Source organism: Flavobacterium procerum (assembly GCF_042431625.1).
GTDB lineage: Bacteria > Bacteroidota > Bacteroidia > Flavobacteriales > Flavobacteriaceae > Flavobacterium > Flavobacterium procerum.
This window is the reverse complement of sequence record NZ_JBHLYW010000010.1, coordinates 306,204-321,340: the sequence shown is the minus strand read 5'-3', so window position 1 is coordinate 321,340 and position 15,137 is coordinate 306,204. Positions and strand designations below refer to the sequence as shown.

14 protein-coding genes are annotated in these 15,137 nt (G+C 33.8%); 7 read left to right on the top strand and 7 right to left on the bottom strand.

Features of this window, described 5'->3' with window-relative positions; translation table 11 throughout:
• The first annotated feature begins 15 nt into the window (after nt 1-15).
• From ACFFLS_RS15740 to ACFFLS_RS15720, 5 genes are all read left to right on the top strand, one after another.
• Nucleotides 16-1,692 carry a peptide MFS transporter gene (locus ACFFLS_RS15740; RefSeq protein WP_379684541.1) on the top strand — a complete coding sequence of 559 codons (1,677 nt, stop codon included), beginning with the start codon at nt 16-18 and terminating at the stop codon, nt 1,690-1,692.
• A 95-nt stretch (nt 1,693-1,787) separates the two neighbouring features.
• Nucleotides 1,788-3,272, top strand: a complete 1,485-nt coding sequence (locus tag ACFFLS_RS15735) for a peptide MFS transporter (protein WP_379684542.1) — start codon at nt 1,788-1,790, stop codon at nt 3,270-3,272.
• 46 nt (nt 3,273-3,318) lie between these two features.
• Nucleotides 3,319-3,783, top strand: a complete 465-nt coding sequence (locus ACFFLS_RS15730) for a thioredoxin family protein (RefSeq protein ID WP_379684543.1) — start codon at nt 3,319-3,321, stop codon at nt 3,781-3,783.
• Nucleotides 3,784-4,000: 217 nt separating this feature from the next.
• On the top strand, nt 4,001-4,453 hold the full coding sequence (locus ACFFLS_RS15725; RefSeq protein WP_379684544.1) for a thioredoxin family protein: 453 nt from the start codon (nt 4,001-4,003) through the stop codon (nt 4,451-4,453).
• A gap of 260 nt (nt 4,454-4,713) precedes the next feature.
• Nucleotides 4,714-5,163 carry a thioredoxin family protein gene (locus tag ACFFLS_RS15720; protein WP_379684545.1) on the top strand — a complete coding sequence of 150 codons (450 nt, stop codon included), beginning with the start codon at nt 4,714-4,716 and terminating at the stop codon, nt 5,161-5,163.
• Here ACFFLS_RS15720 and ACFFLS_RS15715 read toward each other — a convergent pair.
• The 5 genes from ACFFLS_RS15715 to surE form a co-directional block, all read right to left on the bottom strand.
• Nucleotides 5,138-7,186, bottom strand: coding sequence for a ComEC/Rec2 family competence protein (locus ACFFLS_RS15715; protein WP_379684546.1), 2,049 nt, complete (start codon nt 7,184-7,186; stop codon nt 5,138-5,140). The genes ACFFLS_RS15720 and ACFFLS_RS15715 overlap by 26 nt on opposite strands.
• 48 nt (nt 7,187-7,234) lie before the next feature.
• Nucleotides 7,235-7,720, bottom strand: a complete 486-nt coding sequence (locus ACFFLS_RS15710; RefSeq protein WP_379684547.1) for a C40 family peptidase — start codon at nt 7,718-7,720, stop codon at nt 7,235-7,237.
• 10 nt (nt 7,721-7,730) lie between these two features.
• On the bottom strand, nt 7,731-8,849 hold the full coding sequence (gene lpxB / locus ACFFLS_RS15705; RefSeq protein WP_379684548.1) for a lipid-A-disaccharide synthase: 1,119 nt from the start codon (nt 8,847-8,849) through the stop codon (nt 7,731-7,733).
• Nucleotides 8,850-8,910: 61 nt separating this feature from the next.
• Nucleotides 8,911-9,180 carry a hypothetical protein gene (locus ACFFLS_RS15700; RefSeq protein ID WP_379684549.1) on the bottom strand — a complete coding sequence of 90 codons (270 nt, stop codon included), beginning with the start codon at nt 9,178-9,180 and terminating at the stop codon, nt 8,911-8,913.
• Entirely contained in the window at nt 9,173-9,952 is a 780-nt protein-coding gene (surE, locus tag ACFFLS_RS15695) for a 5'/3'-nucleotidase SurE (RefSeq protein WP_379684550.1), read from the bottom strand. The genes ACFFLS_RS15700 and surE overlap by 8 nt, the downstream gene beginning before the upstream one ends.
• 212 nt (nt 9,953-10,164) lie before the next feature.
• On the opposite strand from surE, the gene ACFFLS_RS15690 reads away from it, so the two are divergent.
• Both ACFFLS_RS15690 and ACFFLS_RS15685 read left to right on the top strand, forming a co-directional pair.
• Entirely contained in the window at nt 10,165-12,348 is a 2,184-nt protein-coding gene (locus ACFFLS_RS15690; protein ID WP_379684551.1) for a carboxy terminal-processing peptidase, read from the top strand.
• Between the two features lie 93 nt (nt 12,349-12,441).
• A complete protein-coding gene (locus tag ACFFLS_RS15685; protein WP_379684552.1) occupies nt 12,442-13,224 on the top strand; it encodes a DNA/RNA non-specific endonuclease in 783 nt (260 codons plus the stop codon).
• Here the strand turns inward: ACFFLS_RS15685 and rpe are convergent.
• Nucleotides 13,201-13,863, bottom strand: coding sequence for a ribulose-phosphate 3-epimerase (gene rpe, locus ACFFLS_RS15680; RefSeq protein WP_379684553.1), 663 nt, complete (start codon nt 13,861-13,863; stop codon nt 13,201-13,203). The two genes, ACFFLS_RS15685 and rpe, sit on opposite strands and share 24 nt — an antisense overlap.
• A gap of 308 nt (nt 13,864-14,171) precedes the next feature.
• Complete coding sequence (locus ACFFLS_RS15675) at nt 14,172-15,035, bottom strand: sigma-70 family RNA polymerase sigma factor (RefSeq protein ID WP_007804760.1); 864 nt, start codon at nt 15,033-15,035, stop codon at nt 14,172-14,174.
• Between the last annotated feature and the right edge of the window lie 102 nt (nt 15,036-15,137).

Here is a 15,137-nt window from a genome sequence, read left to right as displayed (position 1 = left end):
TTAAACAACGAAACTATGGTAGAAACTAAAGTAAAAACGGCGCATCCAAAAGGGCTTTGGGTATTGTTTGGAACGGAGATGTGGGAGCGGTTCAATTTTTATGGAATGCGGGCATTATTGACTTTATTTCTTGTGAATTCATTATTGATGAAGGAAGAAGAAGCTTCGCTAATTTATGGAGGTTTCCTCGGACTTTGTTATTTAACTCCAATGCTTGGTGGTTTTGTAGCCGATCGTTATTTAGGAAACAGAAATTGTATCTTATTAGGAGGATTATTGATGGCTACTGGACAAATGCTTTTGTTTACCAGTGGAAGTGTTTTTGAGTCTAACCTTGATCTAGCCAAAATCATCATGTATTCTGCTTTAGGCGTAATTGTTTTTGGTAACGGATTTTTTAAACCAAACATTTCGAGTATGGTGGGAAGTTTGTATCCAAAACAAGAAAAAACAAAACTAGATAGTGCGTTTACTATTTTCTACATGGGAATTAACATCGGAGCATTTTTAGGTCAGTCTATTTGTCCTTTATTAGGAGATGTTAAAGATGCTGGCGGAATTAGAGACATTCATGCTTTCAGATGGGGGTTCATGGCAGCTTCTGTCGCAATGTTGTTAGGGACAATTCTTTTTTATGTCTTAAAAAATAAATATGTAGTTTCTCCAGAAGGAAAAGCATTAGGAGGACTTCCTTCTAAAAATGACGCTTCTGATTTTGAAGAAGGAGAAGCGCAACAAGCAAACTTCTCTAATAAAGCTTTAGTAATGGCAGGAATTGCTTTTGTTGCTTTAGGTTTCTTTTTTCACTACGTGGTAGGACAAAATTTGATTTACACATTAATCTATTCAAGTGGTTTGGCATTAGCAGGATTGATTATTTCTGATACTTCTTTGACTAAAATTGAAAGAGATAGAATTATTGTAATCTACATCGTGTCGTTTTTTATTATTTTCTTCTGGGCAGCATTTGAGCAGGCAGGTTCATCTTTGACTTTCATTGCCGATAACCAAACAGATAGGCATTTCTTCGGATGGGCAATGCCACCGTCTATGGTTCAAATTTTTAATGGATTATTCGTTGTCGTTTTGGCTATCCCTTTTAGTATTTTATGGGATACTTTACGAGCTAAAGGAAAAGAACCGATTTCTCCAGTAAAACTTGCTGTTGGTCTAGTTGTGATTTCTATCAGTTTCTTTATGATTGCGACTCAGGTTTCTTATATTGGAACTTCTGGACTTTTATTAGTAAAATGGCTTATTTTATTGTATTTTCTGAACACTTGTGCCGAATTATGTTTGTCTCCAATTGGTTTGTCACTGGTAGGTAAATTATCTCCAAAACGTTTTGCATCATTGTTGTATGGGGTGTTCTTTTTGTCTAATGCATCTGGATATGCATTAGGAGGTACTTTAGGATCTATCTTGCCAGCAACTGGTGATAAATTTGCAAAAGCCAAAGAATTAGGCATCGATCTTCAAGCAGTTTTAGATAAAACAATAACTCCAACAGCAGAGCAATTAGCTTTATTAGATCAGCATCAAATTAGTGCTCAAAATCCAATTTTCGCTGGATTTGAAATCCATAATTTATATGAATTTTTCATGGTATTTGTTGTTCTAACTGGCGTTGCAGCAGTTTTATTGTTCGCTTTAACACCATTGTTAAAGAAATTAATGCACGGTGTTAGGTAAATTATTGAAATAAAAAAAAATATAAAAAACATCAGCTCTGTTATGCTATACAGAGTTGATGTTTTTTTGTTCTTGCTTTAAAAGAAAAGTTTAAAATGAAGCATATTGTTACTTTAGAAGAAATTCAAAATTTTGAAGGTAAGTATCCAAAACAATTGTGGTACTTGTTTTTTGTTGAAATGTGGGAGCGTTTCTGTTTTTATGGAATGCGTGGAGTGCTCACAATTTTTATGGTAGATCAACTTTTTTTGAAAGAAGATCATGCCAATCTGCAATACGGAGCTATTCAGGCTTTTGTGTATGCATTTACTTTTATTGGCGGAATTTTTGCCGATAAAATTCTGGGATTTAAGAAGTCACTTTTTTTTGGTGCAATCGTGATGATTCTGGGTAATCTTTTGATTGCTGTTGCTCCGCAAGATTTGTTTTATTACGGAATTGCTTTTTCTATAATCGGAACAGGGTTTTTTAAACCGAATGTTTCTTCTATGGTGGGCGAACTTTACAAAGAAGATGACGGCAGACGTGATGCTGGTTACGGAATGTTTTATGCCGGAATCAACGTGGGAGGACTTTTTGGAGGTGCGCTTTGCGTTTATTTAGGCAAATATTACTCATGGCAATTGTGCTTTTTAGCAGCTGCGATTGTAATGTTTTTGGGATTGATTACCTTTATTTTTACAAAAAAACAATTAGGGCCAATTGGAGATTCGCCATTACTAGCAATGGAAGCGGGGAAAAGAAAACTTCGTGAAATTGCAGTTTATACGCTCTCTCTTTTGAGTATTCCGTTTATTTTTATAATGGTAAAAAATACGGATTATACCGATTATTTTATGTACACAATTGGCGTTACTGCTATAGCGTACTTTGTTTATGAGCTGATTAAACTGGGAGATTTAAAACTGCAGAAAAAACTGTTTGCGGCTTTTCTGTTTGTGTTTTTCTATCTTCTGTTCAATACAATTTACGAACAGAGTGGTGGCTCGTTGTCTCTTTTTGCAAAAGATAATCTAGATGATAAGTTATTGTTTTTTAGTATAGATCCTAATATCATCAATAACAGTTCGAATACCTTTTTCGTGGTGGTTTTAAGCCCGTTAATTGGCTTGTTGTGGATTTGGATGGGAAAACGAAAAATAGAGCCTAATACACTAATAAAATTCGGAATTGGATTTTTGTTTTTAGCAGCTTCATTTTACATTTTTTATTTGACTCGTTTTTTTGCCGATTCAAAAGGAATCGCATCATTAAACGTTTTTACTATTGCTTATCTCGTTACCACAATTGGAGAGCTATGTTTAGGACCGATTGGAATGTCAATCATTACAAAATTATCTCCGAAAAGATTGTTCGGGATGATGATGGGCTTATGGTTTTTAGCATCGGCTTTTGGGCAATTGTTTGCCGGTAAATTAGGTGCCGAAATATCTAAATCTAATAAAGGAGCTACCTTGCTTTCTAAATTGCAGTCTTATACAGAAGGTTATTATCAGTTGGCGATTTATTCTTTAGTTGCTGGTGTGATTCTGCTTTTAATTTCGCCTTTTCTAAAAAAATTAATGCAGGAAGTAAAATAACTTCAGCGTATTTGGTTTTTACTTAAATTTGTAAAAAATAGTTATCATGAAAAAAATACTACTTATCGTTTTGTTTTTTAGCATTTCTGCCATGCAGGCACAAGATCTAAAATGGTATACAGACGTTAGAGAAGCAATTACAGTGAGTAATAAAGTTCAAAAACCTATGTTGATGTTTTTTACAGGAAGTGATTGGTGTGGCTGGTGTATTCGTCTACAAAATGAAGTTTTAAAAACACCTGAATTTAAAAAATGGGCACAGGAAAATGTAATTTTGGTAGAATTGGATTATCCGAGAGCAGTAGCTCAGACACCCGAAATAAAAAGTCAAAATAACGAACTACAGCAGGCTTTTGGAATTCAAGGATTTCCGACAGTTTTTTTTACAAGTGCAGAATCAAAAGATGGAAGGATAAATTTTAAAGGACTTGGAAAAACTGGATATGTAGCTGGAGGCCCAATGGCATGGCTTAATGTTGCAGAAAGTATCGTGCATCCGAAAAAAATATAAAAAATACATTATTAGAATAACGGAAAACTCCTTACAATTTGTAAGGAGTTTTTTTTGTTTGGTAAGAAAAATCACTCGCTATTTTTTGTATTTTATTTTTTTGATATTTTTTTATAAATAAAAAAACACATAATGTATTTTTTGTAACTTAAAAAATTGGATAATTAAAATATTATGTTAATTTCGTCATGCTAATCTAACCAAAACCAAATTTAGTATGACTAAAAAACTACTTATCCTACTGTTTTTTTTAGGTTCATTTTTTACGCAGGCTCAAAGCCTAGCTTGGAGGACCAACATGACCGATGCTATTGCTATAAGTAATGAACAAAAAAAACCAATGTTAATTTTCTTTACCGCTGCAGGTGTGTCTGACAATCTGCAAAATGAGATATTTAAAACTCCTGATTTTGCTGTTTGGTCTAGAGACAACGTGGTACTAGTAAAATTGGACTTATCTGATTCGTCTGCAGATCAAAGCGAAAAAGAGCAGAATCTGAGATTAAAAGATGCTTTTGGAGTGCAAGATCTTCCTGAAGTTTGTTTTGCAATGGCATCTATTAGAAAAAACAAAACCACTTTTAGCGCACTTGGAAAAATAGCCTATAAACCAGGCGGCGCAAAAGCATGGATTGCAGAATCGAATTTGATTTTGCATCCAGTTGAATAATTAAAATTTAGGTTTCTATTTAATTGATGATATCCCTTTCGTTTTTATGAAAAGGGATATTTTTTTAGCATCTTTTTAAAATTACCGCAAAGGATTGTGTTTTTTTTCGTGCTTTTTTTTTTGGTTTTGATAAAAAAAACTTCTTTAATTGTCAAATCCTATTTTCTTTGGGTTTTGTTGAATTTTTGCCAATGATTTGTGCAATTTGCTAATAATTTTATGCTATTTTAGGCGCGTAAACTTAATCAAACCATGAAATTATGACCCAAAAACTACTTATCCTACTGCTTTTTTTAGGTTCACCTTTTGCCCATGCACAGAGTTTAGTTTGGAAAACTGATATGAATGATGCTATTATGCTGGGTGTTGAACAAAAAAAGCCATTATTGATTTTTTTTACTGCTGCAGGAATGCCGCAGAATATACAGAACGAGATTTTTTCGACGCCAGATTTTGCGGTCTGGTCTCGTGACAATGTCATTCTAGTAAGATTAGATTTATCTGATCAGAATATTTCTAGCACTGCCATGGAGCAGAATGTAAGACTGAAAACTGCTTTTGGTGTAGAAGAACTTCCTCAGGTGTGTTTTGCAATTGCGAGCGTAAAGAAAGGAAAAACGACTTTCAATAAATTAGGTCTTATGCCATATAAACCAGGAGGCGCAAAATCATGGATTTCGCAGTCTAATCTGATTTTAAATCCGGAGTAATAAAATTTAATTTGAAGTATCCCTTTTCCTTTGTAAAATGAAAAGGGATATTTTTTTTCAAACAACTTTCCTCCCAATAAGCAGCAAAGTTTTTTGAGTTTGTTGCATCTAGAATTATTAATTTAGGAGCTATTTTCTGCAACATACGCTCTGCATTTATTTTTGGTGAATTCGTTACAATTACAATATCAGGTTTCTCGTTCGGATAAACTCCTGTACTGTCTATTATTAAAATCTTGCGTCCGTTAAAAAAGAGTAGGTTTTTTAATTTTTCTGTCTTTTTCAAAATTCCAAAATTTGCTGTGACATAAGACTGTAATGCTTTGCTTTTTAGGTTTTCGTTATTTGAAAAAACACGGATATTTTTGCCTGTTTTTTCTGTTATTAAAGTATTTTTTGAAACATTAAAAACTATAAATTCGTTTAGATCTTCCGTTTCTTTTTTCGTATAAATAAATGTAAGCTGCAGGATGCTTATAAAGGATAAAAGCATAATTAGATTATTGTAATTCGGTTTTTTAATCCATAAAACAGAAAAAAAGATAATCAGGTAAAAAAGGGTTAAATAAGAGAAATTAAAACTGATGTCTCTAATTACAAACGATTCTAATGAAGCAACGGCATGAACCATTTGGTTAAGGATAAAGATGCTTTTTTCAAAAATAAAAATCATCCAATCTGGAGGGACAATAAAAATGGCAAGCAATATGACGATGATTCCAGCAATCATAATAAAGGAGAGCAACGGAAGTATAATGATGTTGGTTACAAAAAATAAACCCGGAAATTGATGAAAATAGTACAAACACAATGGCAACGTTCCTATTTGTGCGGCAAACGAAACGGTGAGAGCATCCCAGATATAAATTATAAATTTATTTTTTGGACTCCATAATTTTTTGAATTCTGGTTGCAGCCAAACAATAAAAAATAAGGCGAGATAGCTTAATTGAAATCCGGCATCAAAGAGGAAATAAGGCTGAAAAAGCAGAATCAACAAAATTGATACTAATAAGGTATGATAAATATTCGTGCCTCTTCTGAGGTGAGTGCTGCAAGCAACAAACGAGAACATGACTACCGAACGCAGTACTGCTGGAGATAAACCTGAAATGACTGCAAAAACTGCAAGCGAAATTAATATAGCCGCTAATTTGATGGCAGATCCTTTTTTTGTGTTAGGAATTGGTTTTAAAATAAAGGTTATAAACAACATTATAAAGCCTACATGAAGTCCCGATACAGAGAGTACATGCGTTGCGCCTGAGTATTGATAATCCTGAATAATTTCTGATGAGATTTCCTGCTGTTGCCCTAAAATTAAGGCTAATGTTACATTCATTTCGGCCTTGCTAAAACCTGCTTTTTCTAGGTTTTTTATAATTCTAGAGTGAAATTTCCCAGTATAATACCAAATGTCTTTTTGAATGATCGGACTGATTTTGATTGCTGTTTTACTGCAATACAGCTGTGCGTAAATTTGTCTGTCTGCTAAATACCGACTGTAATCAAACTGGTTCGGATTTTTGTTTGCGGTATTTTTCAGCAATATGGCTTTTATTTTAAGAATGTTTCCAATTAAAAGAACTTTTTTTAAACTGTCCTTTTGTACATTCAATAAAATTCTGCCGGTTACAGTTTTATTTTCAATTTTATTTAGAATAGCAATATAACGGTCATTATAGTCGTTGCTTTTGATTTTTTCTCTAAGTAGTAAAGTGATTTCCTGTGGCTTTTGAAATGCGGTTTCGTAATGAATGTAGTTGTCTTTTTGGAATTTTTCGGTATGAAATAAAAGGGATGCGGATCCGACTGTGACTGAAATTAAATAAACAGCAAAACCGAAGAAGAAAGTCTGCTTTTTTTGATTTCGACTAATAAAATAAGCAACGCAGAAAACCATCAAGCTGCTGAATAAAGCAATCTGAACCCAGAACACAGAAAAATTCTGACAATATGCAATAATTATTCCCGCAATAAAACCAATGGTGACTTTCACCAATGGAAAATCTAATACTTTCATCTGCTAAAAGTATTAAAAATAATGTAAGAAAAGTATTAAAAATTAGAATTAATTGAGAATTCTGTTTACTTGTTCAAAGGCATTTTTATAATAAGTTTCTTTTGTTGAAGAAATTATGACTCCTTTTGAAGTAGAGGAGTGAATAAACTTTATTTCATCGCGTAATACTTCAGTAATAAGGCCAACGTGATTAATTCGGTTGCTTTTATTGGTTTTAAAGAAAATTAAATCTCCTTTTTGAGCATCGTTGAGCGGAATCACTTTTCCGATTTTAGCTTGGTCGTAAGAACTTCTTGGCAGTTTTATGCTTTGGCTTTCAAAAGTTGTAAACACAAGTCCCGAGCAATCAAAACCATTTTTGTTAGTGCCTCCAGCCTTATAGCGAACGCCTAAATTTTCGGAAGCTGTATTGATGAGATTGTTTACGATATACTTGTTTTCTTTTTTGGATTCTTTTGTTCCAGTAACCGACGAAGTCGATTTACAAGAAGCAAAAACAATTAAAAGAACCAGAAAAGATGCTAATTTTTTCAAAGTAATAATTTTAATTCGATTTTAAATCTGCAGTTATAAGTTTTGCAGTCTTTTTACTCGCTCCGGCACCGCCCAGTTTTTGTTCCAGAATATCATAGTTTTTAAGTAGTTTTTCGCGATATTCTGAATCCAAGAGCTTTTGCAGTTCTTCTTTAATGCGTTTTGTATTGCATTCACCTTGAATCAATTCGGTCACCACTTCTTGATCCATAATTAAATTGACAAGCGAAATGTATTTTAAGGTGATAATTCTTTTGGCGATCTGATATGAAATTTCGCTTCCTTTATAACACACTACTTCTGGAACCTTAAAAAGAGCTGTTTCAAGCGTAGCGGTTCCCGATGTAACCAATGCGGCTGTAGAAGAACGAAGCAAATCATACGTTTTATTCGAAACAAATTTGATGTTTTTGTTGCTGATAAACTGCTGGTAAAATTCGAAATCTTGACTTGGAGCACCAGCAATTACAAATTCATAATCCTGAAAATCATCAACAACACTAAGCATTACACTAAGCATTTTTGTAATTTCTTGTTTGCGACTTCCTGGTAGAACAGCAATAATAGGTTTGTCTCCAAGTTGATTTTCTTGACGAAACGAAGCTTCATTAAAGGCAGGCTGATTCTGAATAGCGTCAATTAACGGATGTCCAACAAAATCTACTGAAAAATTATGTTTGTTTTCGTAAAAATCTTTCTCAAACGGAAGAATCACAAACATCTTGTCTACATCTTGTTTGATGGCTTTAATGCGGTTTTCTTTCCACGCCCAGATTTGTGGCGAAATATAATAATGCGTTTTATAATTAAGTGCTTTGGCCCATTTGGCAATACGCATGTTGAATCCTGGGTAATCAATAAAAATAATGACATCTGGTTTAAAATTTGCAATGTCTTTTTTACAGATTTTGATGTTATTTAAAATGGTTTTGAGGTTGAAAATAACTTCAACAAATCCCATAAATGCCAAATCACGATAATGTTTCACCAATGTACCGCCAGCTTTCTGCATAAGATCGCCTCCCCAAAAACGGATTTCTGCTTGAGGGTCTTCTTCGTATAAGGCTTTCATTAAATTGGATCCGTGTAAATCTCCAGAGGCTTCGCCGGCAATGATGTAGTATTTCATGTCGTAATTTTAAAAATGCTGTTTTTTATTGTGCAGCAGATTTTGTTTCACAAAGATAGAATTAAAAAAGTAAAGTTGAGGCAGCCAGAACAACAACGGCCAAAATAACGCCTCTTGCCATGTATTCCTCATTTCGTTTTAGGAGTATTCCAAAAACGGCAAGATCTAAAAGGGTTCCCAGTGTTATGATTTTTCCAAGGTAACCTTGTTGTTTTATTATTTGTATTCCTGATGAAATGTCAAAATTTGTGAAAAATGTAATGAATAAGTAGCTTCCGAGAAGAGAAGTAAAAATTCCGATTAAAAAGCCGATTAGTATGTCTTTAGTCATTTAATTTCCAAGTGTTAAGTTGTTGCATAGTATGATGTGCTGTCAGGTCAAACTGAACGGGAACCACAGAGATGTATCCGTTTTCAAGAGCCCATTCGTCGGTGTCTTCGCCTTGATCTTCATTGACAAATTTTCCTGTCAACCAGTAATAGTCTTTGCCAAAAGGAGTTTGTCGTTTGTCAAATTTCTGTGCATAATAAGCTTTCGCTTGACGACAGACTTTAATTCCTTTGATTTCGTTTTCTTTCAGTTTCGGGAAGTTTACATTCAAAACCACTCCGGGAGGCAGTTTGTTGCTAAGGGTTTCCAGCACTATTTTTCTGATATAAGATTTAATAGGTTCAAAATCAGCATTCCAGTCAAAATCAAGTAATGAGAATCCAATTGCCTGAATCCCTTCAATTCCAGCTTCTACAGCGGCACTCATGGTTCCGGAATAAATTACATTTATAGAAGAATTAGATCCGTGGTTAATTCCAGAAACACATAAGTCGGGTTTTCTTTTTAAAATCTCATTTACAGCCAGTTTTACGCAATCAACTGGTGTTCCAGAGCAACTGTACTCTTCGACAGTATCGCCTTCTTTGGAAATTTTATCTAAAAATAAGGTATTGTTTAGGGTAATAGCGTGTCCCATTGCGCTCTGCGGTTTATCTGGAGCAACTACAATTACGTCTCCGATTGTTTCCATTATACTAATCAAAGTTCTGATGCCTGGAGCAAGAATGCCGTCATCGTTGGTAACTAAGATTAAGGGCTTTTCATTTTTCATAATTAATTAAAAGGATTTTTGCTTTGAAGTGTTTTGAATTTAACACAAATGTAGTGACAGATTTTAGTAGATAGTTCACAAAAAAAACAAATTTTGTCAACTAATGTAAAGAACTTTTTGGTGCAAGAAACATTTTTATATCTTTAACAAAAAATTATAGTAGACTTGGCTTTAGTGGCATAGTTTTTACCGTAACTTAGATAAAAAAATTGATGAATGCTATTATAAAGTTTATGAAAAGAAATTATAAAATACTCATAGCCGTATTATGCTTGTCTCTGACCTTGTTTGCTTTTAAGATGAATGCTGATAAGACAGTTGATCCGGATCCCAATAAAGATAAGACGCTTTTAGAACTACTTGCGTTTGTTATTGAAAAAGGACATTATAATCCTGCAGAAATTAATGATGAGTTTTCTAAAGGAATTTTTAAAGATTATATCGAAGCACTAGATCCTTCAAAAAGATTTTTCCTTCAGTCTGATATTGATGAGTTCAAGCAATATGAATTAATGCTTGATGATTCATTCTTAAACAAAGATATCACTTTCTTTAATCTTACTTATGCGAGATTGATGAAACGTATGGAAGAAAGCAAAAAACGTTATAAGGCTATTTTAGCGCAGCCTTTCAACTACACAGTTGATGAGACTTTTAATGCCGATTATGAAAAAATTCCGTATGCTAAAAATCTGGCTGAAATTAACGAAAGATGGAGAAAGCAGATTAAGCTTTCTACACTTTCTTCTTTGGTTACCAAACAGAAAATAGAGGACGAAAAGAAAAAGAAAGATCCTGCATATAAAATGAAGCCTTTTGAAGAATTAGAAAAAGAAACTAGAGAGAGTTCTTTAAAATCTTTAGATGATAACTTCAGCGTTATTAAAGATTTGAACAGAGATTATTGGTTTTCTGTTTATTTGAATTCGATTATGGCTCGTTTTGATCCGCATACAAGCTATTTTGCGCCAGAAGAAAAAGATCGTTTTGATGTAAACATCAGCGGAAAACTTGAAGGAATCGGAGCAAGATTGACTAAGAAAAATGATTTTACTCAAATTGACGAATTGATTTCAGGCGGTCCTGCATGGAAAGGAAAAGAACTTGAGGCTGGAGATTTAATTCTGAAAGTTGCTCAAGGAAATGAAGAAGCTGTTGATGTTGTAGGAATGCGTCTTGATGATGTTGTGAAAAAAATCAAAGGACATAAAGGAACAATTGTTAAGCTAACCGTAAAAAAGGTTGACGGAAGCATTAAGGTGATTTCTATTGTCAGAGATGTGGTTGAAATCGAAGAAACGTATGCGAAATCTAGTATTGTTGAGAAAAACGGACTAAAATATGGTGTGATTTACCTACCTAAATTTTACATCGATTTTGAAAATAAAGACGGTCGTGATGCTGGAAAAGATATTGCGCTTGAAGTTGAAAGACTGAAAAAAGAGAACATCAACGGTATTGTTCTTGACGTACGTGATGACGGAGGAGGATCTCTTACTACTGTTGTTGATATTGCTGGTTTATTTATAGAAGAAGGACCAATTGTTCAGGTTAAATCTGCTGGAAAAAAGAAAGAAGTTATGTACGATAAGGATAAAAAAATCGAATGGGATGGTCCTCTTGTAATCATGGTAAACAGTTTTTCTGCATCGGCATCAGAAATTTTGGCTGCAGCTATTCAGGATTACAAGCGTGGTGTAATTATCGGAAGTAAACAAACTTATGGTAAAGGAACCGTGCAAAACGTACTTGATCTGAATCAGTTTGTTCGTAATGTAAATTACGGAGATTTAGGAGCTTTGAAAATTACAGGTCAAAAATTCTATAGAATCAACGGTGGTTCTACTCAGCTAGAAGGTGTTCATAGTGATGTGGTTATGCCGGATCGTTATGCTTACCTAAAAATGGGAGAACGCGATATCGATAATGCAATGCCTTGGGATAAAATTGATCCTGCTGATTATAGCACTTGGACTTCAAACCAAAACTTTGGAAGAGCTATTGAAAACAGCCGAAACAGAATTGCACAAAACTCTCAGTTTAAATTAATTGAGGATAATGCAAAATGGATTGATGTTAAAAATAAAGAAAACACCTATAGTTTAAACATTCAGAGTTTTAAAGCAACTCAGGAGCAAGTTGAAAACGAGGGTAAAAAATACAAACCAATCTCAGATTACAAAAACAATCTAGTGTTTAAATCACTTCCTTACGAAGAAGCTGAAATGAAAGCTGATGCTGCTTTGAAAGAAAAGAGAGAAGCTTGGCATCAGGCACTTTCTAAAGATGTTTATGTTGAGGAAGCTTTAAATGTATTGGATGATCTGCAAACAAAAGGTCTGGTAAAAGCTTCGGTTTCTCCTAAAATGAAAAAGGATAAACTAGTTAAGTCTTAAGTTCAAGAGAATTTAATTTGTTTAAAAACGCTCTATAAATTTTTATATTTATGGAGCGTTTTTTGTATGTTTAGCACTAAAAAAAAAATTTTTATGAAAAGGTTGATTGGTCTGTTTTTGATGAGTTTTGTATTATTGTCTTGCAAGAAAGAAAACTTAGAAAAAGAAAATACAAGCAATAATGAAGTCGTTTCTTTTAAAGAGAATTCTACTTCTGCTGGTTCTTTGTATACCGTTGCTTATTTGCCGACTTCGACAACAAAACAGATTGTAAAACATCAATATTATACATTGTCTTATAATGAAAAATTTGAGCAAGCAGAGTGGGTAGCTTACGAATTGAAAAAAGAATACTTAAAAAACAATGACTACAAAAGACCTTATTTTATTCAAGATCCTAAGGTGACAACTGGCTCTGCTGATTGGCGAAACTACAAAAAATCAGGCTATGACAAAGGCCATCTTTGTCCAGCAGGTGATATGGAATTTAGTAAAGATGCTTATGATGATACTTTTTATACATCTAACATTTCTCCTCAGAAAAAAGAATTTAATGCCGGAATTTGGAATAAGATAGAGCAGAAGACTCGCTACTGGGCAGGAAAATACAATGATATTTATGTTGTTACAGGAGGAGTTTTGAAAGATTCGGATAAAAAAATAGGAACAGAAAAAGTCTCTGTCCCTACATATTTTTATAAAATAGTTTTGGCTAAATCAGGAAAAGAACATAAAGCAATTGCTTTTTTGGTTCCTAATGAAGGCAGTGAAAAATCTATTTATGATTTTGTTGTTCCTATTGAAACGTTAGAAAAAATGACTGGAATTGATTTTTTTCCTAATCTGAAAAATCTACAAAGCAGTAAGGACTTTTAAATCGGCAATAGTCGTTGTCGGATTTTCGGCTTTAAAAACAAAGCTTCCTGCAACAAGGACATCGGCACCAGCCTCTACCAATTGTTTTGCATTTTTACTTGTTACACCTCCGTCGATTTCGATTAAGGTTGAAGCATTTTTTCGCGTAATCAAACCTTTTAGCTTTTTTACTTTTGCATAAGTGTTTTCAATAAAAGATTGCCCGCCAAAACCAGGATTTACGCTCATGATACAAACCAAATCAATATCGTTTATTACGTCTTCTAATAAATCAATATTTGTATGCGGATTGATGGCAACACCAGCTTTCATTCCTTCGGCTTTAATTGCTTGCAAAGTTCTATGTAAATGTGTGCAAGCCTCATAGTGCACAGTTAAATTGTTAGCTCCTAAATCAGCAAAAGTTTTTATATAACGATCTGGATCAATAATCATTAAATGAACATCGATTGTTTTTTTGGCATGTTTTGTAATTGCTTCCAAAACAGGCATTCCAAAAGAGATATTAGGAACAAAAACGCCATCCATAATGTCAATGTGAAACCAATCGGCTTGGCTGTTATTAATCATTTCGATATCGCGTTGTAAATTGGCAAAATCTGCTGCAAGAACAGAGGGAGCAATAAGTGTATTTTTCATTGTGTAGTTGTGTGTTGTTTTGTACAAAGGTAGATTTTAACCGCTAAGTGCGCAAAGAATTACGTAAAGTTCGCAAAGTTTTTTTGCCACAGATTACAGGATTAAAATGATTAATCTTTTCTAATCCTGTAATCTGTGGCAAAATAAAACAAAATAAAAAACTCCGGTAATCAGCCGGAGTTTCAATCATCAATCAAAAAACGAACAGTCAATCAAACTGTTGTTTGGGGTAAAATCCCAATTTTAAAATATCTAAATTCCAATTGTTGTTTGGAATTTGGAATTTCAGATATTGAAATTTAATATTGTTATCCTAAATAAGTTTTAAGGATTTTACTTCTAGAAGTGTGTTTCAATCTACGGATTGCTTTTTCTTTAATCTGACGAACACGCTCACGAGTTAGGTCGAAAGTTTCTCCAATTTCTTCAAGAGTCATTGGGTGCTGATCGCCAAGACCAAAATACAAACGTACAACATCTGCCTCTCTTGGAGTTAATGTTTCTAAAGAACGCTCGATTTCAGTACGAAGAGATTCGTGTATAAGTTCTCTGTCAGGGTTTGGAGATTCTCCAGAACGCAATACGTCATAAAGGTTAGAATCTTCACCTTCAACAAGAGGTGCATCCATTGATAAGTGACGTCCAGAGTTTTTCATAGACTCTTTTACGTCATTTACAGTCATGTCTAGTTCTTTTGCAATTTCCTCAGCAGAAGGTGGACGCTCGTTAGATTGTTCTAATAAAGCATACATTTTGTTGATTTTATTGATAGAACCAATTTTGTTTAATGGTAAACGTACAATACGTGATTGTTCAGCCAAAGCTTGAAGAATCGATTGACGAATCCACCATACAGCGTAAGAAATGAATTTAAAACCACGAGTTTCATCAAAACGTTGCGCCGCTTTAATCAAACCTAAGTTTCCTTCATTAATTAAGTCAGGAAGAGTTAATCCTTGATTTTGATATTGTTTAGCCACCGATACAACGAAACGAAGGTTGGCTTTTGTAAGTTTTTCTAAAGCTCTTTGATCACCAGCCTTTATTCTTTGTGCTAATTCTACCTCTTCATCAGCGGTAATTAGGTCAACTTTTCCAATTTCTTGCAGATATTTATCTAACGACGCAGTTTCACGATTAGTTACCTGCTTGGTGATTTTAAGTTGTCTCATGTTTTTGTCTCCTCAATTTAAAGTGTACAGATGGTTATACGTAATAAGATGCGGAAAAGTTACAATTAGTTTGAAAAATATTTAAAAAAAATCCGATACTGT